This is a genomic window from Pseudomonas sp. M1 (genome assembly GCF_022760135.1).
Taxonomy (GTDB): Bacteria; Pseudomonadota; Gammaproteobacteria; order Pseudomonadales; family Pseudomonadaceae; genus Pseudomonas; species Pseudomonas citronellolis.
In genome coordinates this window covers 70,670-90,718 of sequence record NZ_CP094343.1, presented here as the reverse complement: position 1 = coordinate 90,718, position 20,049 = coordinate 70,670, and the positions used below count along the sequence as shown (strand labels likewise).

General features: G+C 68.2%; 15 protein-coding genes and 1 pseudogene. 7 read left to right on the top strand and 9 right to left on the bottom strand.

Going from position 1 to position 20,049, the window contains the following annotated elements; translation table 11 throughout:
• Positions 1-82 precede the first annotated feature (82 nt).
• Both PM1_RS00415 and PM1_RS00410 read left to right on the top strand, forming a co-directional pair.
• Positions 83-349, top strand: coding sequence for an accessory factor UbiK family protein (locus PM1_RS00415; RefSeq protein ID WP_009614069.1), 267 nt, complete (start codon positions 83-85; stop codon positions 347-349).
• A 185-nt stretch (positions 350-534) separates the two neighbouring features.
• Positions 535-2,022 (top strand): YifB family Mg chelatase-like AAA ATPase, encoded by a 1,488-nt coding sequence (locus tag PM1_RS00410; protein WP_009614072.1) that lies wholly within the window; start codon positions 535-537, stop codon positions 2,020-2,022.
• Positions 2,023-2,025: 3 nt separating this feature from the next.
• On the opposite strand, the gene PM1_RS00405 is transcribed toward PM1_RS00410, so the two are convergent.
• The gene (locus tag PM1_RS00405; RefSeq protein ID WP_009614075.1) at positions 2,026-2,256 is read right to left on the bottom strand and encodes a DUF1127 domain-containing protein; all 231 of its coding nucleotides are present in this window, start codon (positions 2,254-2,256) and stop codon (positions 2,026-2,028) included.
• Positions 2,257-2,430: 174 nt separating this feature from the next.
• Between PM1_RS00405 and PM1_RS00400 the strand changes: the two genes are divergently transcribed.
• On the top strand, positions 2,431-3,882 hold the full coding sequence (locus tag PM1_RS00400) for an aminotransferase-like domain-containing protein (protein ID WP_009614076.1): 1,452 nt from the start codon (positions 2,431-2,433) through the stop codon (positions 3,880-3,882).
• 335 nt (positions 3,883-4,217) lie between these two features.
• Positions 4,218-5,030: a TlpA disulfide reductase family protein gene (locus tag PM1_RS00395; protein ID WP_009614077.1), complete on the top strand. Its 813-nt coding sequence runs from the start codon at positions 4,218-4,220 to the stop codon at positions 5,028-5,030.
• 22 nt (positions 5,031-5,052) lie between these two features.
• Here the strand turns inward: PM1_RS00395 and PM1_RS00390 are convergent, their stop codons facing one another.
• The 3 genes from PM1_RS00390 to PM1_RS00380 form a co-directional block, all read right to left on the bottom strand.
• Positions 5,053-6,105, bottom strand: coding sequence for a hypothetical protein (locus PM1_RS00390; RefSeq protein WP_009614078.1), 1,053 nt, complete (start codon positions 6,103-6,105; stop codon positions 5,053-5,055).
• A 207-nt stretch (positions 6,106-6,312) separates the two neighbouring features.
• Positions 6,313-7,365 carry a phosphorylcholine phosphatase gene (locus PM1_RS00385; protein WP_009614079.1) on the bottom strand — a complete coding sequence of 351 codons (1,053 nt, stop codon included), beginning with the start codon at positions 7,363-7,365 and terminating at the stop codon, positions 6,313-6,315.
• A gap of 178 nt (positions 7,366-7,543) precedes the next feature.
• A complete protein-coding gene (locus PM1_RS00380) occupies positions 7,544-8,464 on the bottom strand; it encodes a LysR substrate-binding domain-containing protein (protein ID WP_009614080.1) in 921 nt (306 codons plus the stop codon).
• A gap of 137 nt (positions 8,465-8,601) precedes the next feature.
• Between PM1_RS00380 and PM1_RS00375 the strand changes: the two are divergent.
• Positions 8,602-10,070, top strand: a pseudogene (locus PM1_RS00375) (NorM family multidrug efflux MATE transporter).
• Here PM1_RS00375 and PM1_RS00370 read toward each other — a convergent pair.
• Complete coding sequence (locus PM1_RS00370; RefSeq protein WP_009614084.1) at positions 9,971-11,692, bottom strand: putative bifunctional diguanylate cyclase/phosphodiesterase; 1,722 nt, start codon at positions 11,690-11,692, stop codon at positions 9,971-9,973. The pseudogene PM1_RS00375 and the gene PM1_RS00370 sit on opposite strands and share 100 nt — an antisense overlap.
• 231 nt (positions 11,693-11,923) lie before the next feature.
• Between PM1_RS00370 and rep the strand changes: the two genes are divergently transcribed.
• Both rep and PM1_RS00360 read left to right on the top strand, forming a co-directional pair.
• Positions 11,924-13,933: a DNA helicase Rep gene (rep, locus tag PM1_RS00365; RefSeq protein WP_009614086.1), complete on the top strand. Its 2,010-nt coding sequence runs from the start codon at positions 11,924-11,926 to the stop codon at positions 13,931-13,933.
• A gap of 315 nt (positions 13,934-14,248) precedes the next feature.
• Complete coding sequence (locus PM1_RS00360; protein WP_009614088.1) at positions 14,249-14,821, top strand: xanthine phosphoribosyltransferase; 573 nt, start codon at positions 14,249-14,251, stop codon at positions 14,819-14,821.
• Between the two features lie 72 nt (positions 14,822-14,893).
• Here PM1_RS00360 and PM1_RS00355 read toward each other — a convergent pair whose 3' ends face one another.
• From PM1_RS00355 to alr, 4 genes are all read right to left on the bottom strand, one after another.
• A complete protein-coding gene (locus PM1_RS00355; protein ID WP_152604489.1) occupies positions 14,894-16,732 on the bottom strand; it encodes an acetyl-CoA hydrolase/transferase C-terminal domain-containing protein in 1,839 nt (612 codons plus the stop codon).
• Between the two features lie 925 nt (positions 16,733-17,657).
• The gene (locus PM1_RS00350) at positions 17,658-18,083 is read right to left on the bottom strand and encodes a c-type cytochrome (protein ID WP_009614092.1); all 426 of its coding nucleotides are present in this window, start codon (positions 18,081-18,083) and stop codon (positions 17,658-17,660) included.
• Between the two features lie 158 nt (positions 18,084-18,241).
• Positions 18,242-18,790, bottom strand: a complete 549-nt coding sequence (locus PM1_RS00345; RefSeq protein ID WP_009614094.1) for a cupin domain-containing protein — start codon at positions 18,788-18,790, stop codon at positions 18,242-18,244.
• 168 nt (positions 18,791-18,958) lie between these two features.
• Complete coding sequence (gene alr, locus PM1_RS00340; protein ID WP_009614096.1) at positions 18,959-20,038, bottom strand: alanine racemase; 1,080 nt, start codon at positions 20,036-20,038, stop codon at positions 18,959-18,961.
• Positions 20,039-20,049 lie beyond the last annotated feature (11 nt).

Sequence of the window (20,049 nt, the reverse complement as noted above, 5' to 3'; positions counted from 1 at the left end):
CTGCGGCGGCTGCCCGGTCCGCGCCAGCGGCACCGGGCAGCGTGATAGACTTCCCACCCAGTCCCAACCGGAAACCCTCGCCATGCTGCCGCCCAAAGCCTTCCTCGACGCCCTCGGCCAACAGGCCAGCCGCCTCTTCGGCGGTGAATCGCCGCTGCCCCGCGCCGAGCTGGAGGCGCAATTCAAGGTCCTGCTGCAGAGCGCCTTCGGCAAGCTCGACCTGGTCAGCCGCGATGAGTTCGACAGCCAGATGGTGGTGCTCGCCCGCACCCGCGCCCGCCTGGAGGCGCTGGAAGCCAAGGTCGCCGAACTGGAAGCCAGGCTCACGCCGCCCGCCGAGGCCGAATAAGCCGCAGGGGTTGGGAAAGGAGAGAGCGATTCCTCTCCCGCCTTTTTCCCGCTCGTGTTCACCAACCCGGGCCAACAAGAAACTTCCCACAGGACATCGGCAGCATTACAGCGACTCCGAGCATGGTCCCGGCTTCCCTGACCTCCTAGACTGGCGGTTTGTGAGGGAAGAGGCTGCCCCCATCCATGTCCCTGGCCATCGTCCACAGCCGCGCCCAGGTCGGCGTCGAGGCTCCCGGCGTCACCGTCGAGGCGCACCTGGCCAACGGCCTGCCGTCGCTGACCCTGGTCGGCCTGCCGGAAACCGCGGTCAAGGAAAGCAAGGACCGCGTGCGCAGCGCCATCCTCAACTCCGGCTTCGAATTCCCCGCCCGACGCATCACCCTCAACCTCGCCCCGGCCGACCTGCCCAAGGACGGCGGACGCTTCGACCTGGCCATCGCCCTGGGCCTGCTCGCCGCCAACGGCCAGTTGGCCGGCGCCAGCCTGGACGGCCTCGAATGCCTCGGTGAACTGGCCCTGTCCGGCGCCCTGCGCCCGGTGCAGGGCGTGCTACCGGCCGCCCTGGCGGCGCGCGCCGCCGGCCGCGCCCTGGTGGTGCCGAAGGAGAATGCCGAGGAAGCCAGCCTGGCCAGCGGCCTGACCGTCTACGCCGTCGGCCACCTGCTGGAGCTGGCCGCGCACCTGACCGGCCAGACGCCCCTGGCGCCCTACCAGGCCCGCGGCCTGCTGCGGGAAACCCCGCCCTACCCCGACCTCGCCGAGGTCCAGGGCCAGGCCGCGGCCAAGCGCGCCCTGCTGGTGGCCGCGGCCGGGTCGCACAACCTGTTGCTGAGCGGCCCGCCGGGCACCGGCAAGACGCTGCTGGCCAGCCGCCTGCCGGGGTTGCTGCCGCCGCTGAGTGAAGACGAGGCATTGCAGGTGGCGGCCATCCACTCCGTGTCCGGGCGCGGGCCGCTGACGCACTGGCCGCAGCGCCCGTTCCGCCAGCCGCACCACAGCGCCTCGGCCGCCGCGCTGGTGGGTGGCGGCAGTCGGCCGCAACCCGGGGAGATCACCCTGGCCCACGAAGGCGTGCTATTTCTCGACGAGCTGCCGGAGTTCGATCGCAAGGTCCTGGAGGTCCTCCGCGAGCCCCTGGAAGGGGGAGAAATCGTGATCGCCCGGGCCAACGGCCGGGTGCGCTTCCCGGCGCGCTTCCAACTGGTGGCGGCGATGAACCCCTGCCCCTGCGGCTACCTGGGCGACCCCAGCGGCCGCTGCCGTTGCACCCCGGAGCAGATCCAGCGCTACCGCGCCAAGCTCTCCGGCCCGCTGCTGGACCGCATCGACCTGCACCTGACAGTGGGCCGCGAAACCACGCGTCTCGTCCCTCAGAATGGCAGCCTGGGCAGCGCCGAGGTCGCCGCGCAGGTGGCCAGCGCCCGCGAGCGGCAACTGGCGCGGCAGGGTTGCGCGAACGCCGTCCTCGACCTCAAGTCGATGCACCAAAACTGCGCACTGGACGATCAGGACCAGGCCTGGCTGGAAACCGCCGGCGAGCGCCTGGACCTGTCCCTGCGCGCCCTGCACCGCATCCTCAAGGTCGCCCGCACCCTGGCCGACCTGGAAGGCGCCGAACGCATCGCCCGCTCGCACCTGGCCGAGGCCCTGCAATACCGCGCCGGGCACTGAGCCTCAGCAGCGCCAGAACGGCCGCAGCGCCTCGATGCGCGCCTGCTCGCGGGAAATGCCGATGTCACGCAGTTGCTCGTCGCCGAGCTCCAATAGTTGCCTGCGCGTGCGCACCCGCCGCCAGAACTGGCGCCAGCGGCTTTCCGCCGGGCCGCGCGGAGCCAGGCTGCCGTCGTCGATGCCGAGCAGTTCGCGCTGATACAAGGTCAAGCGCACGTCTGTCATGCCGTTCATGTCGTCACTCCTCCTCCGAGCCTATGGATAGAGTGGCGAAAGGACAGGCTGCATTACAGATTCAAAGAAATGGAATTTTTTCCATACAGACAGCGGAAAAAACCAACTGAATGGCGTACTTTTGCCCGATCTGTACTGGTCTTTGCCGCCACGATGCGGCACGGGGCATCTGTCATGAAACGCTACGCACAATTGGCCGCCACCCTCGGCGAGCGCATCGAGCAGGGGCTGTACCGCCCCGGCGACCGCCTGCCCTCGGTGCGCTCACTGAGCGAGGAGCACGGCGTCAGCATCAGCACCGTGCAGCAGGCCTACCGGGTGCTGGAGGATGCCGGGCTGGTCGAGCCGAGGCCCAAGTCCGGCTTCTTCGTCCCCGAACGGCGCCCGCAGCCGGCCATGCCGGCGATGACCCGGCCGGCGCAGCGACCGGTGGACGTATCGCAGTGGGACCAGGTGCTGGAGCAGGTGCGCCACGCCCCCGGCGGCGACTTCGTCCAGCTCGGCCGCGGCACCCCGGACATCGCCAGTCCCTCGCTCAAGCCGCTGCAGCGCGCCATGGCCAACGCCGCGCGGCGCACCGACCTGCAGGCCCTGGGCTACGAAGGCCTGCAGGGCTCGCTGGCGCTGCGCGAACAGATTTCCCGGCTGATGCTGGACTCCGGCTGCCAGGTGCCGCCCAGCGAAACGATCATCACCACCGGCTGCCAGGAGGCCCTGGCCATCACCCTGCGCGCCATCTGCCAGCCGGGCGACATCGTCGCCATCGATTCGCCGAGCTTCCACGGCGCCATGCAGACGCTCAAGGCCCAAGGCCTGAAGGCCCTGGAAATCCCCACCGACCCGACCAACGGGGTGAGCCTGGAGGCCCTGGAACTGGCCATGGAGCAATGGCCGGTGAAGCTGATCCTGCTCACCCCCAACTGCAACAACCCGCTGGGCTACATCATGCCCGACGCGCGCAAGCGCGCCCTGCTCAGCCTGGCCCAGCGCTACGACGTGCCCATCCTGGAAGACGACGTCTACGGCGAGCTGGCCTATGCCTACCCGCGGCCGCGCAGCATCAAGTCCTTCGACAGCGACGACCGCGTGCTGCTGGCCAGCTCCTTCTCCAAGACCGTAGCGCCGGGCCTGCGCACCGGCTGGGTGGTGCCGGGGCGCTACCTGGACCGCATCCTCCACCTCAAGTACATCGCCAGCGGCACCTGCGCGCCGCAGCCGCAGATGGCCCTGGCCGAATTCGTCGGCGGCGGCCACTACGAGCCGCACATCCGCCGCATGCGCGCCCAGTACCAGCGCCACCGCGACCTGATGACCGACTGGATCGCCCGCTACTTCCCCGAAGGCACCCGCGCCACCCGGCCACAGGGCGGCTTCATGCTCTGGGTGGAGCTGCACCCGCAGTTCGACAGCGTGCGGCTGAACCGCGAACTGCAGGCCGAGCGCGTGCAGGTGGCGGCCGGCAGCATCTTCTCGGCCGCCGGCAAGTACCGCAATTGCCTGCGCATGAACTACTCCAACCGCGACCTGCCGCGCATCGAAGCAGCCGTGCGCAAGGTCGGCGCCTGCGCCACACGGCTGGTGGAGGAACTGCATGCCGAGGCCGGGGAGGATGTCGTCCTGGCGTGAAGGGGGCATAGCGCCTGGGCAACGGTGTTGGGGAGGCACGGTCGTAGGAGTGGCTGTCTTGCCGGCTGCACCAAGGTGCGCCTCAACGGATGAGTTGAGCCTGCGAAACCCATGCTGCCGTGGTGATGGGTATCGCTTCGCTCAACACCATCCTACGGGGTGCTTTGCCGGCGGGGGTAGGAGCAGGCCCTGCCCGCGATTCGCGCGCAGGGCGCGCTCCTACAGGGAAATACCGTGCCGGGCGACAAGGCACGATCGAAACATTTATCCACAGCACTGCTCCCGCCCACCGGCACGGGGCTGCGATACTCGCGGCCTGCCTTCCGGAGACCGTCATGACCAGCCTGATCCTCGGCCCGCTCGCCATTCCCATGCCCCAGGCCCTGCTCTACCTGGGCTTCCTCGCCGCGCTGCTGGGCGGCTGGCTGGCCGGGCGCAGGCGCGGCGGCAACCCCGAGGGCGCGCTCTTCGCCATGCTCCTGGCCGGCCTGCTGATGGCGCGCCTGGCCTTCGTCGCGCGCTACGCCGGGCAATACGCAGCGGCCCCCTGGAGCATGCTGGACATCCGCGACGGCGGCTTCCTCGCCTGGCCGGGCGCCCTCGCCGCGGCCCTGCTCGGCGCCTGGCTGGCCTGGCACCGCAACAGCCTGCGCCGGCCGCTGGCCATCGCCCTGGTGAGCGGCCTCTGCGTCTGGGGTAGCGGCAAGGCGGTGGTCTCCGCCCTGGACCGCGGCCAGCAACTGCCGGCCCTGGCGCTGAGCGACCTGCAAGGCCGCCCGGTGAGCCTCGGCCAACTGGACGGCCGCCCGCTGGTGGTCAACCTCTGGGCCACCTGGTGCCCGCCCTGCCGCCGCGAGATGCCGGTGCTGGAAGCCGCCCAGCAGGCGCGCCCGGACGTGCGCTTCGTGCTGGTCAACCAGGGCGAACCGGCCGAAGCCATCGCCAGCTTCCTCGCCAGCCAGAACCTGAAGCCCAGGGAAGTCCTGCTCGACCTCGGCAACCAGCTCGGCCAGGCCACCGGCGCCTACGGCATGCCGACCACCTTCTTCTACGCCGCCGGCGGCCGCCTGCGCCACAGCCACATGGGCGAGCTGTCCGCCGCCAGCCTGGAGCACGGCCTGCAGCAGTTGGCCGAGCCCCGGCGCTGAGCCGGGGCCGGCCGAACCCGCGCTACTGGATCTGCTCCGGCGTCACTATCACCCAGTTCTTGTCCGCGGTGACCGGCTGCCCCAGCTTGGCCTGGGCCTCGGCGTTCTTCTTGATCATGCCGTCGAGCTGGTCCATGTACTTGGCCTTGCGGTTTATCCACAGGTGGACGCCGTTCTCGGCGGTGCCGTTGAACAGCATGTAGCCGTCGCTGCTGGGGGTGTCGCCGCCGACCAGGATGGGGCGCTTCCACTGGTCGATGTAGGTGAGGATGGCGGCCTGCTTGCCGGCCATCCAGGTCGCCGGGGTCCAAAGGTAGGGGGTGATCTCCAGGTCCAGATTGGCCTTGGGATCGTATTTGCCCTCGCCGATCTGCTTGCGCGCGGTGGTCAGCGCGCCGGTCTTGCGGTCCTTGAGCAGGGTGGTGACGCCGATGACGTTCTGCGGCTTCACGTTGTAGCCGTACTTCGGATCGCTGGCGACCATGCGCACCAGTTCCTCGTGGGCGGCGGTCATCACGTAGACCTCGATGCCGTTCTCCATCAGCTTGTTGTACAGCTCCTGCTGGCCGGTGAAGACCTTCGGCGGGTTGATCTCGATGGTCTTGACCGCGTCACCCTCGTAGTAGGTGCTGGGGATCGGCTTGCCGTAGGCCATCAGTTCGTCGACGTAGCCCTTGAGTTCCTTGAGGGTGAAGCCGGAGAACACCTGGGCGACCCAGGGGTAGCAGACCAGGTCGTCGACCTCGCAGAGGCGGTAGTAGTAGCTGTTCAGGCTTTCCTTGTGGCCGCCCACGTCCTTGAAGGGGATCAGCTTCAGCGACGGGTCCAGCTTCTCGCGGGTCAGCACGCCTTTCATTTCCAGGAAGGGCAGCAGCGACTCCTCCAGGTCGTAGCGGTAGCTGGTGTTGTCCATGTCGAAGACGGCGAAGGCGCCCTTGTTGGCGTTGGCCGCGATCAGCGCGTCCAGTTGCCTGGCGGCCGGTTCCGGCCAGTGCTTGAGTTCGGTGGCGGCGAAGACGCTGCTGGCCAGGCCGCCGAGCAGCAGCGCGGCGAGCAGGGTGCGCATGGGTTTCATCTGGTTTCCCCCGAGGTGGTCTTGTGGGTGGAAGGACCCGGCGCGGGCCGTTCCCTGGACTAGTCCAGCATTCACCCTAGCAAAGCCGTGTTGCAGTCCTGCGGTGAACGCGACCTCGGGCGTTGCCTGCGCGCCAGGACTTGGCCAGGAGCGACAGGGCATGCCTGGAAGCGGCGGGCAGCGCAGGGGGCGCCGCCCGCCGCCGGCTCAGAGAATCTCCTCGGGCGTGACCACCAGCCAGTTCTTGTCGGCGCGCACCGGCTGCCCCAGCTTGGCCTGGGCCTCGGCGTTCTTCTTGATCATGCCTTCGAGCTGGTCCATGTACTTGGCCTTGCGGTTCACCCACAGGCGCATGCCGTCGTCCGCCGTGCTGTGGAACAGCATGTGGCCGTCATTGCTGGGCGAGTCGCCGCCGACCAGGATGGGCTTCTTCCACGGGTCGATGTAGGTCTGGATGGCCGCCGTCTTGCCGGCCATCCAGGTGCCCGGGGTCCACAGGTAGGGGGTGAATTCGAGGTCCAGGTTGGCCTCGGGATCGTACTTGCCCTCGCTGATCTGCCGGCGCGCGGTGGTCACCGCGCCGGTCTTGCGGTCCTTGAGCAGGGTGCTGACGCCGATGACGTTCTCCGGCTTGACGTTGTAGCCGTACTTCGGGTCGCTGGCGACCATGCGCACCAGTTCCTCGTGGGAGGCGGTGAGGATGTACACCTCGATGCCGTTCTCCATCATCCGCTTGAACAGTTCCTGCTGGCCGGTGAACAGCTGCGGCGGCTGCACCTCGACGGTGCGCAGGGTGTCGCCGTCGTAGTAGTCGCTCTTGACCGGCTTGCCGCTCGCCATCATGGCGTCGAGGTGGCCCTTGAGTTCGCGCAGGGTCAGGCCGGAAAGCGCCTGTGCGGCCCAGGGGTAGCAGACGCGGTGGTCGAATTCGCAGAGCCGCGTGTAGTAGCTGTTGAGGCTCTCCTTCTTGCCCTTGAGGTCCTTGAAGGGGATCAGCTTCAGCGAAGGGTCGAGCTTGTCGCGGGTCAGCACCCCCTTGTTCTCCAGGTACGGCAGCAACGCCTCGGCGACGTCGTAGCGGTAGCTGGTGTTGTCCATGTCGAAGACGGCGTAGGCGCCCTTGTTGGCGTTGGCCGCGATCAGCGCGTCGAGCTGCTTCGCCGCGGGCTCCGGCCAGTGCTTGAGCTCGGTGGCGGCCACGGCGTCGTTGGCCAGGCCGCCGAGCAGCAGGATGCCGAACAGTAGTCCACAGGTTTTCATCGAATGTTCCCCCGGTTGCGAATGGCGGGGAAGGCGCGGCGACATGGGCTTTGGCCCATCGTTGATGGCCGGGCGTTTCCCCTCCGGCACGACCGTAGCAAGGGGGCAAAGGGCCAGACAGACGGTCGGGCGTCGCATGCGCGCTCCAGTCGCAGGGGCCGCGGAAACGCCCTACAACCTACTCCAGAATTTCAACCTGCGGCAGTCGCATTGCGCTGACTTCGGCCAGAAGAAAATCCCTCAGACGGCGCAGGCGCTCCTGCTGCCGCCGCGCCTTGGGCCAGACCAGGTAGTAGCTCTCGCCGCTGGCCACCGCACAGGGCCAGGGCAGGGCCAGACGGCCGGCGGCGGCGTCCTCGGCGACCATCACCAGGTCGCCGATGGACAGGCCGTAGCCGCGGGTGGCCGCGACTATGCCCAGCTCCAGGGTGTCGAAGACCTGGCCGCCCTTGAGCGACACCTGCTCCTCCAGGCCCACACGCTGCAGCCAGCGGCGCCAGTCGCGGCGGTCCGGCGTGGGGTGCAGCAGCTCCGCGGCGGCCAGCCGCTCGACGTCCCAGGGGCCATCGTCGAGCAGTTGCGGGGCGCCGACCGGGATCAGCCACTCGGGGAACAGCAGGCAGCTCTCCCATTCCGCCGGGAAGCGCCCGGCGCCGAGCAGCACCGCGCAGTCGAAGGGCTCGCGGGCGAAGTCCACCTCGTCGACGTCCATCCAGGCGCTGGTCAGCTGCACCTCGATATCGCTGTTGGCCATGCGGAAGATGCTCAGGCGCGGCAGCAGCCAGCGCATGGTCAGGGTCGAGGGCGCCTTCAGGCGCAGCACGTCCTCGTCGCTGTGCAGGCTGGCGCAGGCGCGCTCCAGGGCGTCGAAGCCGTCGCGCAGGCCCGGCAGCAGCAGGCGCGCCGGCTCGGTCAGGCGCAGCTGGCGGCCCTGGCGCTGGAACAGCTGGCAGTCGAAGTGCTCCTCCAGGGTGCGCACGTGGCGGCTCACCGCGCTCTGGGTGATGGCCAGTTCCTCGGCGGCGCGGGTGAAGGAGGCGTGCCGGGCGGCCGCCTCGAAGGCGCGCAGGGCATAGAGCGGGGGCAGGCGACGGGGCATGGCGGGCCTTCAGGCATGAGTCTGACTCATGCATTGCATCGCTTTTTTCCTTTTGTGGGAAGGCCGGGCGGCCCACCAGAATGGGCGAATCGATGAACCCGGGAGACGCCAGGCGCCGCCCAAACCAGACTCATGCCATGCCCACCCCCTACCGCACCGAACTGCAGGCCATCCTGCGCCTGGCCGGGCCGCTGATCGCCGCCCAGCTGGCCTATGTCGCCATGGTCTTCACCGACACCCTGATGATGGGCAAGCTCGGCCCCGACGCCCTGGCCGCAGGGGGCCTGGGCGCCTCCACCTATGCGTTCGTCTCCACCGTGTGCAGCGGCGTGGTGGCGGCCACCGGCAACCTGGTGGCGATCCGCCATGGCGCGCGCGACAGCGCCGGCGCGGCCGCCGCCACCCAGGCGGGGCTGTGGGTCGGCCTGGGCCTGGCGCTGCTCGCCGGCGCCCTGCTGTGGAACCTGGAGGCGCTGCTGCTGGCGCTCGGCCAGGCGCCGGAGACGGTGCATGGCACCATGAGTTTTCTGCACAGCATTCTCTTCGCCCTGCCCGGCTACCTGGCCTTCATGGTGCTGCGCGGTTTCACCAGCGCCATCGAGCGCCCCGGCCCGGTGATGGCCATCAGCGCGCTCGGCGCGCTGGCCAACCTGGGCCTGAACTATGCCTTCCTCGACGGCTGGTTCGGCCTGCCGCGCCTGGGCCTGGCCGGCATCGGCCTGGTCACCGCCATCGTCATGAACCTGCTGCCGCTGATCCTCGCGCTGTACCTGCGCTGGCATCCGGCCTATGCCGCCTACCCGCTGCTGCGCGGCCTGGGCCGTCCGCAGCGCCGGGAGATCGTCGAGACGCTGCGCCTGGGCCTGCCGATCGGCGGTACCTATGCGGTGGAGTCGGGCATGTTCACCGTGGCCACCCTGTGCATGGGGGCGATCGGCGCCACCGCGCTGGCCGCGCACCAGATCGCCATCCAGTCGGTGTACCTGGCCTTCATGGTGCCGGTGGGGATTTCCTACGCGGTGACCTTCCGCATCGGCCAGCACTACGGCGCCGGCCGCCTGCTCGAGGCGCGCCGCGCCGGGCGGGTGGGCATCGGCTTCGGCGCGCTGTGCATGTTCGCCTTCGCCCTGCTGTTCTGGCTGGCGCCGCGCCAGGTCATCGGCCTGTTCCTCGATCTCGAGCAACCGGCCAACCAGGCGGTGGTGCAACTGGCCGTGAGCCTGCTGGCGATCGCCGCCTGGTTCGAGCTGTTCGATGGCCTGCAGAGCATCGCCATGGGCGCCATCCGCGGCCTCAAGGATGCCCGCACCACCTTCCTGGTGGGCCTGGCCGGCTACTGGCTGGCGGGCGTGCCGCTGGCCTGGCTGCTGGCCTTCCCCTTCGGCTGGGGCCCGCACGGTGTCTGGTGGGGGTTGGCGGCGGGGCTGGCGTGCACCGCGCTGGGCCTGTGCCTGGCCTTCGAGGCGCGCACCGCGCGGCTGCTGCAGCCGATGGCGGAACCGGGCTTCAGTTGCCGACCGGGTCCTGCTGCCTGAGCGCGCGTCCGGCGCCGAACACCAGGAAGCGCGCCAGCTCGGGCAACGGCAGCGGGCGGCTGATCCAGTAGCCCTGCACCTGGTCGCAGCCGAACTGGCGCAGCAGCTGGCGCTGGTCGGCGCTTTCCACGCCCTCGGCGACCACCTCCAGGTTGAGGTTGTGCGCCAGGTTGATCATGGCCCGCACCAGTTGGCGGTTCTCCGCGCGCTCGGACATGCCGCCGACGAAGCTCTTGTCGATCTTCAGCAGGGTGATCGGCAGGCTGTTGAGGTGGACGAAGGAGGAGAAGCCGGTGCCGAAGTCGTCCAGGGAGAAGCGCACGCCCAGTTGCCCCAGCGTCTGCATGGTCTGCAGGACCTGCTCGCTGCGGCGCATCACGGCGGTTTCGGTGAGTTCGAATTCCAGCCAGCGCGCATCCACGCCGCGCTCGGCGATCAGCCGTTGCAGCGTGGGCAGCAGCTGGCTGTCCTGGAACTGGCGGAACGACAGATTGATGGCCATGTGCAGCGGCGGCAGGCCGCGCCCGAGCAGCCACTGCATGTCACGCAGGGCGCGGGCGATCACCCAGTAGCCCAGCGGCACGATCAACCCGCTCTCCTCGGCCAGGGGCACGAAATCCCCCGGGGTGAGCAGCCCGCGGCTGGGGTGGCGCCAGCGCACCAGGGCCTCGAGGCCGACGATGGTGTCGCTCTCCAGGTCCAGGCGCGGCTGGTAGTGCAGTTCCAGTTCGTCGCGACGCAGGGCCCGGCGCAGCTCGCTCTCCAGCTCGGCCAGGCTGCGCGCGCCGCGGTTGATGCGTTCGTCGAAGAGGTGGAAGGTGCAGCCCTGGCGCATCTTGGCCTGCTGCATGGCGATGTGCGCGTGCCACATCAGGGCGTCGGCGCTGTCGCCGGAACGGGCATGGGCCAGGCCCAGGCTGCAGCCCAGCAGCAGGCTCTCGCCTTCCACCCAGTAGGGCTCTCCCAGCACTTCGACGATGCGCTCGGCCAGGCGCTCGGCGCGCCGCGGGTCGCGGCGGGTGTCCAGCAGCAGGGCGAACTCGTCGCTGCCCAGGCGCGCCAGGCGGTCGCCGTGCTCCAGGTGCGAGCGCAGACGCGCCACCACCTGCAGGATCAGGCGGTCGCCGGCCTGGTGGCCGAGGGCGTCGTTGACGTGGCGGAAGTTGTCCAGGTCGAGGTGGCCGAGGGCCAGGCCGCGGCCCTGGAACTCGTCCAGCTGCGCGGCCAGCAAGGTCTGGAAGCCCTGGCGGTTGGCGATGCCGGTCAGCGGGTCCTGCTCGGCCAGGCGCTGCAGGGTGGCTTCCAGGCCGCTGCGTTCGCGGGCGTAGCGCAGGGAGCGGCGCAGCACCTCGCTGCTCAGTTGCGGCGTCAGCCAGTCGGCCACGCCGGCGGGCGTCTGCGCGGGCTCGCGCTCCAGCAGCAGGATGATCGGCAGCCGGCAGTTGTCCCGCGAGGGCAGCTTGCCGGGGGTGGCCAGCACCAGGCCGACCTCGTCCTCGTCGAACAGGCTGCGGGCGGACTCCCAGGAAGGCGCGGTGATCAGCGAATAAGCGTTGCCCAGCGCGGCGAGATGCTCGCGCAGCAGCTGGGCCCACTGCGGCGTTTCAGCCAGCAGGAGCAGGCGCGTGGACTCGACCGACGCAGCCAAGCGACCCCCATGAAAAGAAAAGGAATGCCCCGGGCGCCATCCCATGCCCCGGCCATCCGGATTGGCGTTCCAGCGCCCGGACGAGGCCGTCTGTCGGCGCAGAACCAAGAAACTCTTCAGAGTTTTCTTCAACTAATGCAGCCACAAGCCTAATACAAGTATGAATTTATCCAAAACGGCGAAGCGCGACGGCGTCACAGATCGCCGTTTTTCCGCAGCCCCGGGCGGGGCTGGTAGAATGGCCGCCCGCTTCGCCATCGATACCCTTCCCGAACCATGTCCCGACTCAACCCCCGGCAGCAAGAGGCCGTGAACTACGTCGGCGGCCCCCTGCTGGTGCTGGCCGGCGCCGGCTCCGGCAAGACCAGCGTGATCACCCGCAAGATCGCCTACCTGGTGCAGCAGTGCGGCATCCGCGCCCAGTACATCGTCGCCGTCACCTTCACCAACAAGGCCGCGCGCGAGATGAAGGAGCGCGTCAGCACCCTGCTGCGCCCCGGCGAAGGCAAGGGCCTGACCGTCTCCACCTTCCACAACCTGGGCCTGAACATCATCCGCAAGGAATACGCCGCCCTGGGCTACAAGCCCGGCTTCTCGATCTTCGACGAGAGCGACGTGAAGGCACTGATGACGGACATCATGCAGAAGGAGTATTCCGGCGACGACGGCCTGGACGAGATCAAGAACCTGATCGGCGGCTGGAAGAACGACCTGATCCTGCCCGAGGAGGCCCTGGCCAAGGCGCGCAACCCCAAGGAACAGACCGCCGCCATGGTCTACCTGCACTACCAGCGCACCCTGCGCGCGTACAACGCGGTGGACTTCGACGACCTGATCCTGCAGCCGGTGAAGCTGTTCCAGGACAACCCGGACATCCTCGAGAAGTGGCGCAACCGCGTGCGCTACATGCTGGTGGACGAGTACCAGGACACCAACGCCAGCCAGTACCTGCTGGTGAAGCTGCTGGTGCAGCAGCGCGCGCACTTCACCGTGGTCGGCGACGACGACCAGTCGATCTACGCCTGGCGCGGCGCGCGCCCGGAAAACCTGATGCAGCTCAAGGACGACTTCCCCTCGCTGAAGGTGGTGATGCTGGAGCAGAACTACCGCTCCACCAGCCGCATCCTCAAGTGCGCCAACGTGCTCATCGCCAACAACCCCCACGTGTTCGAGAAGCAGCTGTGGAGCGAGATGGGCGAAGGCGACCCGATCCGGGTGATCCGCTGCCGCAACGAGGAAGCCGAGGCCGAGCGGGTAGCCATGGAAATCCTCACCATCCACCTGAAGACCCAGCGGCCCTACAGCGAATTCGCCATCCTCTACCGCGGCAACTACCAGGCCAAGCTGATCGAGCTGAAGCTGCAGCACCACCAGATTCCCTATCGCCTGTCCGGCGGCACCAGCTTCTTCGCCCGCCAGGAAGTGAAGGACCTGATGTCCTACTTCCGACTGCTGGTGAACCCGGACGACGACAACGCCTTCCTGCGGGTGATCAACGTGCCGCGCCGGGAGATCGGCTCGGCGACCCTGGAGAAGCTCGGCAACTACGCCACCGAGCGCGGCTGTTCGATGTTCGCCGCCAGCGGCGAGCTGGGCCTGGCCGAGCACCTGGACGCGCGCTTCGTCGAGCGCCTGCAGCGCTTCAAGCGCTTCATCGACAAGGTCCGCGAGCAGTGCGCGGGCTCCGACCCGATCGGCGCGCTGCGCAGCATGGTGATGGACATCGACTACGAGAACTGGCTGCGGCAGAACGCCTCCAGCGACAAGGTCGCCGACTTCCGCATGGGCAACGTCTGGTTCCTCATCGAGGCGCTGAAGAACACCCTGGAGCGCGATGAGGACGGCGACATGACCATCGAGCAGGCCATCGCCAAGCTGGTGCTGCGCGACATGCTCGAACGCCAGCAGGAGGAAGAGGAAGGCGCCGACGGCGTGCAGATGATGACCCTGCATGCCTCCAAGGGCCTGGAATTCCCCTATGTGTTCATTCTCGGCGTGGAGGAGGAAATCCTCCCCCACCGCTCCAGCATCGAGGCCGACAGCATCGAGGAAGAGCGGCGCCTGGCCTACGTCGGCATCACCCGGGCGAAGAAGAACCTGGCCATGACCTTCGCCGCCAAGCGCAAGCAGTACGGCGAGATCATCGACTGCTCGCCGAGCCGCTTCCTCGACGAGCTGCCGCCGGAAGACCTGGTCTGGGAAGGCCAGGAAGACGCCCCGGTGGAGGTCAAGGCGGCCAAGGGCAACGCGGCCCTGGCGGACATCCGCGCGCTGCTCAAGCGCTGAGCCTGCGCGCCGACGCGCTCTTCGTAGGATGGGTTGAGCTTGCGAAACCCATGCGGTCGTGGCGATGGGTATCGCTTCGCTCAACCCATCCTACGATGCTGGCACGGACGGGAAATGCGCCACCAACCTGTAGGCGGGCCCTGCCCGCGATTCGCGCGCAGGGCGCGCTCCTACAATGGAATGCCACGGCGACGGCCAGCGGAAGCTGTCCACCCGATCAGCTTCTTCTTTTGTCGGAAGGTCGCGCAGGCCGGCGCTTACGAGGTAGAATTGCGCGCTTCATCAGCGGCCCCAGCTCCGCCAGGAAGCCCTCAATTGAACACCCTCAAAGACAAAATCCGCAGCGAAGGCGTCGTCCTCTCCGACCAGGTCCTCAAGGTAGACGCCTTCCTCAACCACCAGATCGACCCGCTGCTGATGAAGCAGATCGGCCACGAGTTCGCCGAACGCTTCAAGGGCCAGGGCATCACCAAGATCGTCACCATCGAGGCCTCGGGCATCGCCCCGGCGGTCATGGCCGGCCTGGAGCTGGGCATCCCGGTGATCTTCGCCCGCAAGTTCCAGTCGCTGACGCTGAAGAACGACTTGCTGATCTCCAAGGTGTTCTCCTTCACCAAGCAGACCGAGAGCACCATCGCCATCTCCGCACGGCACCTGACCGCCGCCGACCACGTGCTGGTGATCGACGACTTCCTCGCCAACGGCCACGCCGCCAAGGCGCTGATCGACCTGATCCAGCAGGCCGGGGCGAGCATCGCCGGCCTGGGCATCGTCATCGAGAAGTCCTTCCAGGACGGCCGCAAGCTGCTGGAAAGCGAAGGCTACCGCGTCGAATCCCTGGCCCGGGTGAAGTCCCTGGCCGGCGGCGAGGTCGAGTTCCTCGACTGATCCAGGCTGCGCGGTGAAAAAAGGCGGGCGCCCGGCAAGGGTTCCCGCCTTTTTCATGCCCTTCGTTCGCGCCTACATAAAGCCGTCCCGGGTGGCGTGCAGGCCGGCCAGGATCAGCCGCTGGTAAAGCTCCTCGCGCAGCCCTTCGGGACGCTCCAGGCCCATGCGTTGCAGGTGCGCCGGGAAGGCCTCCGGTTCCGGCGCGTCCAGGGTGGCCTTGCCCAGTTCGAGGATCTCGCTGAGCCGGAGCTTGCTTTTCAGCCAGGTCAGCGCCCGCAGCAGGTCGCGCTCCTCGGACGTGAAGTCGCAGCCCAGCGGGTATTCCGGCAAGGCCTCGCGGTGTTGTGCGCACAGCGTCCGCAGGCGTTCGGGAAGGTTGTCGCGGTGGCGCGGCTCCAGCACGAAGTCCGCCGGCAGCTTGCCCGCCGCCTTGGCCTCGGCGATGAGGCCGTCCTGGAAGCGTGAGTCGGCGATGGCCAGCAGCGCTTCGATCACCTCGGCATCGTTCTTCCCGCGCAGGTCGGCGATGCCGTACTCGGTCACCACCATGTCGCGCAGGTGCCGCGGGATGGTGGTGTGGCCATAGCTCCAGACGATGTTCGAGCTGACCTCGCCGCCGCTCTCGCGCCAGCTGCGCAGCAGCAGGATGGAGCGCCCGCCGTGCAGTTCGTGGGCCTGGGCGACGAAGTTGTACTGGCCGCCGACGCCGCTGACCACGCGGCCGTCCTCCAGTTGGTCGGCCACCCCGGCGCCAAGCAGGGTGACGGTGAAGGCGCTATTGATGAAGCGCGCGTCGCGGCGCTGCAGGCGCTTGAGTTCCTCGTCGCGGTAGAGGTTGTTGACGAAGCCGATGCCGGTCATGGCGATGCCGGCCAGGCGCTCGGCCGGCAGCTCGCGCAAACGCTGGTAGAAGGCCTGCGGGCCGAGGAAGAAGCCAGCGTGCAGCCAGACGCCGTCGGCGTCCGCGCGGTGCTGCTGCGCCTGTGGATAAACCTGCCGCTTGAGCACGCCGGCCTCGGCCAGGTCCAGCAGGCCCGGCACGAACATCTCGCTGCAACCGTAGAGGCCCTGAGTGAAGGTGCCCAAGCCGCCTTCGCGGTCGATCAGCCCGGTATGGCGCTCGGCGATCTCCAGTTCGGCGAGCAGCGCGCGGTACGCGGTGTTGTCACGCTGGCGCAGCAGCAGCGCCGAGGTCACCGCATCGCCCATGGCGCCGATGCCAACCTGCAAGGTGCCGCCGTCGCGCACCAGGGCGCTGGCGTGCAAGCCGATGCAGTGGTCCTGCCAGCCCACCGGCATGTAGGGCGTGGAGAACAGCGTGCTGGCGTCCTCCGGCTGTTCCACCAGCAGGTCGAAGATATCTTCGTCGACCTCGGCGTCGCCCGGCATGTACGGCAGGTCGCGGTGCACCACGCCGATGCAGAGGATGCGCTCGCCGGCCGCGCGGCGGCGGCGCAGCATGGGCAGCAGGTCGAGGGTGATGTCCGGATTGCACGCCAGGCTCAGCCTGCCGGGCCGCGCCGGGTCGCGGGCAACCAGCTGGGCCACGGCGTTGATGCCCTTGGCGTCGAGGTCGCGGGCGACGTGGCTGTAGTTGCAGCTGATGTAGTTCTGCTGCGCCGGCGCGCTGTCCAGCAGGCTGCCCGGCTGCAGGTAGAACTCCTCGACGCGCACGTTCGGCGGCAGGCTGCCCTGGCGCAGGTCGCGCAGGTAGTCGAGCTCCGGGTAGTCGCCGTACAGGCGTTCGACGAAGGGTTCGAGAAAGCGCCGCTGCAGCTCGCTGCCGGCCTGGGGCCGGCCCAGCGACAGCGCCGTGTAGAGCGTCAACTGGCGCGCCGGCTGCTCGCCCAGGCGCCGGTAGAGAAGGTTGACCAGGTGATTGGGCTTGCCCAGGCCCAACGGCAGGCCCAGGCGAATCGGGCCATCGAGCCCGGCCAGCAGGTGATCGACGGCTTCGTCGAGGGTGCAGCGGTGCGCCAAGGTGCGATCCTCCGTGGTTGCCTATCCAAGTTTGGACCGGAAACCGGCGGGGAGGCTCCGGCGCCTTTTCATTCAAGTGGCGCGGTGGTTCAGCGGAGGGGGCCGTTCGCGCCACCGGGGCGTCCGGCGTGGCCGGTAAATCCAATCGCGGACAAAGTCCGCTCCGCCCGCGCTTCCTGTAACCGTAGGAGCAACTGTCTGCGCCGAGGTGTTTTTCGTAGGATGGGTTGAGCTTGCGAAACCCATGTGGTTGCGCTGATGGGTATCGCTGCGCTCAACGCCATCCTACGAAAAGCCGTGTTTCCTGGCACCGTAGGAGTAACTGTCTTGCGCCGAGGTGCTCTTCGTAGGATGGGTTGAGCTTGCGAAACCCATGCGGTTGCGCTGATGGGTATCGCTGCGCTCAACACCATCCTACGATAAGCCGCGCTTCCTGTAACCGTAGGAGCAACTGTTTGCGTCGAGGTGCTTTTCGTAGGATGGGTTGAGCTTGCGAAACCCATGCGGTTGCGCTGATGGGTATCGCTGCGCTCAACGCCATCCTACGAAAAGCCGTGCTTCCTGGAACCGTAGCGGGCCCTGCCCGCGATTCGCGCGCAGGGCGCGCTCCTACAGGGGAATGGCGTGGGTGGGGTGGCGTAGGAGCGAGCTTGCTCGCGAATGAGCCCCGCAGCGGAGTCTGTTCGCGAGCATGAGGGGGGGTGGGGATCGACGCGCGGAGCCAAGGCCCCACTCTGCAAGGCAAGCCCCAGCCCCACCCCCTATGAAAAATGCCGTTTCCCCAACCAGAGAAACGGCATTCTTTCTTGAGCGGACAGCATCGGCCCGTAATCGGCTTTTCCTGCCAGCCCGTGGCTCAGAGGCCGGACATGTGCTTGATGGCAGCCTTCAGCTCGTCGTCCGAGCAATCGGCGCAGGTGCCTTTCGGCGGCATGGCGTTGATGCCGGAAATGGCCTTGGCCAGCAGGCCATCGAGGCCGCCCTGCTCCTTGGCGCGCTTGCCCCACTCGCCCTTGTCGCCGACCTTGGGCGCGCCCAGCAGGCCGGTGCCGTGGCAGGTGGTGCAGACCTTGCCGACGATCTCTTCGCCCGAACGCGGCGCACCGCCACCTCCGGCGGAAGCGACAGCGCCGACGCCTTCGCACTCCTTGCCCTGGACGCAGACCTTGCCCACCGGTTCCAGGCGCTTGGCGATGTCGTCATTGGTCGTGGCTTGGGCGCCAGCGGCCATCAGGGCCAATACGGCGGCCTGGGCCACCAGGATTTTCTTTATCAGGTTCACCCTTTTACCCTCATCGTGGCTTGTACGCCCGGGCACGGTTTCCATCGCAGTCTAGGTAGCGCGGGCGGCCGCAAGTATAACGGAAGAGCGCGCGTCTGAAACAATTGCAGGGCCCGCGAGGGCCTTGCGTCATACGGTCGCAGGCGGCTCCGCCGCCTCTAAAAATTTGCCGGAGTCGTCGCGCTTATGAGCCTCGCCGGCGCATCGAAGGGGTTGCGGAAGCGATGCGGGCGGGTGCTGTCGAAATAGTAGCTGTCGCCGCTTTCGAGTACGTACACCTCGTCGCCGACGGTCAGCTCCAGGCGGCCTTCGACCAGCACGCCGGTCTCCTCGCCTTCGTGGGAGTACATGTCGTCGCCGGTGTCGGCGCCTGGCGGGTAGGTCTCGTCGAGCAGCGTGATGGCGCGGCTGGGATAGGCCTTGCCGATCAGCTTCATGATGATGTCGCCGTCGGACAGGTCGCTGAGTTCGTCTGCCTTGTAGACCACCTGGGTGTTGCTGTCCTGCTCGATGTCCAGGGAGAAGAACTCCACCAGGGACATGGGGATGCCGCCCAGCACCTTCTTCAGGGAGCTGATCGACGGACTCACGCTGTTCTTCTCGATCATCGAGATGGTGCTGTTGGTGACGCCCGCGCGCTTGGCGAGTTCACGCTGGGACAGCCCTTTGAGTTTACGGATGGCTTGCAGGCGAGCGCCAACGTCCAAGGGTGGGGTCCTCCTTATCTTATTTCTTGTTCTGCCAGGCTCTAACGGGCGGAACCCGCCTGCGCCTTGCGGCGAGCGGGTTCCGAAGTGCCCGTATCATGGCAACACCGTTCAGTATTTACAACAGATCGGCCTCGGATACTGCGCAAACTTTACGCAGTTCGTCGCTCAGTCGCCGCTGTAGACCCGCGGTACGCGCTTGAGGTTGCAGAACAATTGATAGGGGATGCTGCCGCACAGGCTGGCGAGCTGGCTGGCCGGGACGTTCGGCCCCCACAGCTCGACGCGGCTGCCCAGGCCGGCGCCGGGCAGGTCGGTGAGGTCGACGGTGAGCATGTCCATGGACACCCGGCCGATGATGCGGCTGGCCTGGCCGTCGATGAACACCGGGGTGCCGTCCGGCGCATGGCGCGGGTAGCCGTCGGCGTAACCCATGGCGACCACACCGACACGCACCGGGCGCTCGGCGACGTAGCGCGCGCCGTAGCCCACCGGCTCGCCGGCCGGCAGTTCGCGCACGCCGATGATCTTCGACTCCAGGGTCATCACCGGGCGCAGCTGGTCGGCCAGCGGCTGGGCCTGTTCGAAGGGGGTGGCGCCGTAGAGCATGATGCCCGGGCGCACCCAGTCGCTGGGCACGCTCGGCCAGCCGAGGATGCCGGGGGAGTTGCGCAGGCTGACCTCGTAGGGCTGGCCCAGGCCGGCGCGCACGGCCTCGAAGGCGGCGACCTGCTCCCCGGTGCGTGCGCAGTCCAGCTCGTCGGCGCGGGCGAAGTGGCTCATCAGCACCACCTTGGCCACGTGCGGCAGGGCCTGCAGGCGCGCCAGGGCGGCGGCGTAGTCCTGCGGGAAGAAGCCGACGCGGTGCATGCCCGAGTCCATCTTCAGCCACAGCGTCAGCGGCTTGGCCGGGCGGGCGCGCTCGATGGCCTCCAGTTGCCAGGCCGAGTGCACCACGCACCAGAAGTCATGGCGCTCGATCAGCTCCAGTTCGCTGGCCTCGAAGAAGCCTTCCAGCAGCAGGATGGGCGCGCGGATACCGGCTTCGCGCAGCTCCAGGGCCTCTTCGATGCAGGCCACGGCGAAGCCGTCGGCCTCCGCCTCCAGGGCCTTGGCGCAGCGCACCGCGCCGTGGCCGTAGGCATCGGCCTTGACCACCGCCAGCGCACGCGCGCCGCTGACTTCGCGGGCCAGGCGGTAGTTGTGGCGCAGGGCCTGGAGGTCGATCAGGGCACGGGCTGGACGCATGGCGGGAACTC

Coding starts and splice junctions, on each gene's coding strand:
- PM1_RS00410 (WP_009614072.1), top strand. CDS start 535: ATGTCCCTGGCCATCGTCCACAGCCGCGCCCAGGTCGGCGTCGAGGCT.
- PM1_RS00385 (WP_009614079.1), bottom strand. CDS start 7,365: ATGAAAACCTGTGGACTACTGTTCGGCATCCTGCTGCTCGGCGGCCTG.
- PM1_RS00395 (WP_009614077.1), top strand. CDS start 4,218: ATGACCAGCCTGATCCTCGGCCCGCTCGCCATTCCCATGCCCCAGGCC.
- PM1_RS00415 (WP_009614069.1), top strand. CDS start 83: ATGCTGCCGCCCAAAGCCTTCCTCGACGCCCTCGGCCAACAGGCCAGC.
- PM1_RS00390 (WP_009614078.1), bottom strand. CDS start 6,105: ATGAAACCCATGCGCACCCTGCTCGCCGCGCTGCTGCTCGGCGGCCTG.
- PM1_RS00405 (WP_009614075.1), bottom strand. CDS start 2,256: ATGAACGGCATGACAGACGTGCGCTTGACCTTGTATCAGCGCGAACTG.
- PM1_RS00370 (WP_009614084.1), bottom strand. CDS start 11,692: ATGGGATGGCGCCCGGGGCATTCCTTTTCTTTTCATGGGGGTCGCTTG.
- PM1_RS00400 (WP_009614076.1), top strand. CDS start 2,431: ATGAAACGCTACGCACAATTGGCCGCCACCCTCGGCGAGCGCATCGAG.
- rep (WP_009614086.1), top strand. CDS start 11,924: ATGTCCCGACTCAACCCCCGGCAGCAAGAGGCCGTGAACTACGTCGGC.
- alr (WP_009614096.1), bottom strand. CDS start 20,038: ATGCGTCCAGCCCGTGCCCTGATCGACCTCCAGGCCCTGCGCCACAAC.
- PM1_RS00380 (WP_009614080.1), bottom strand. CDS start 8,464: ATGCCCCGTCGCCTGCCCCCGCTCTATGCCCTGCGCGCCTTCGAGGCG.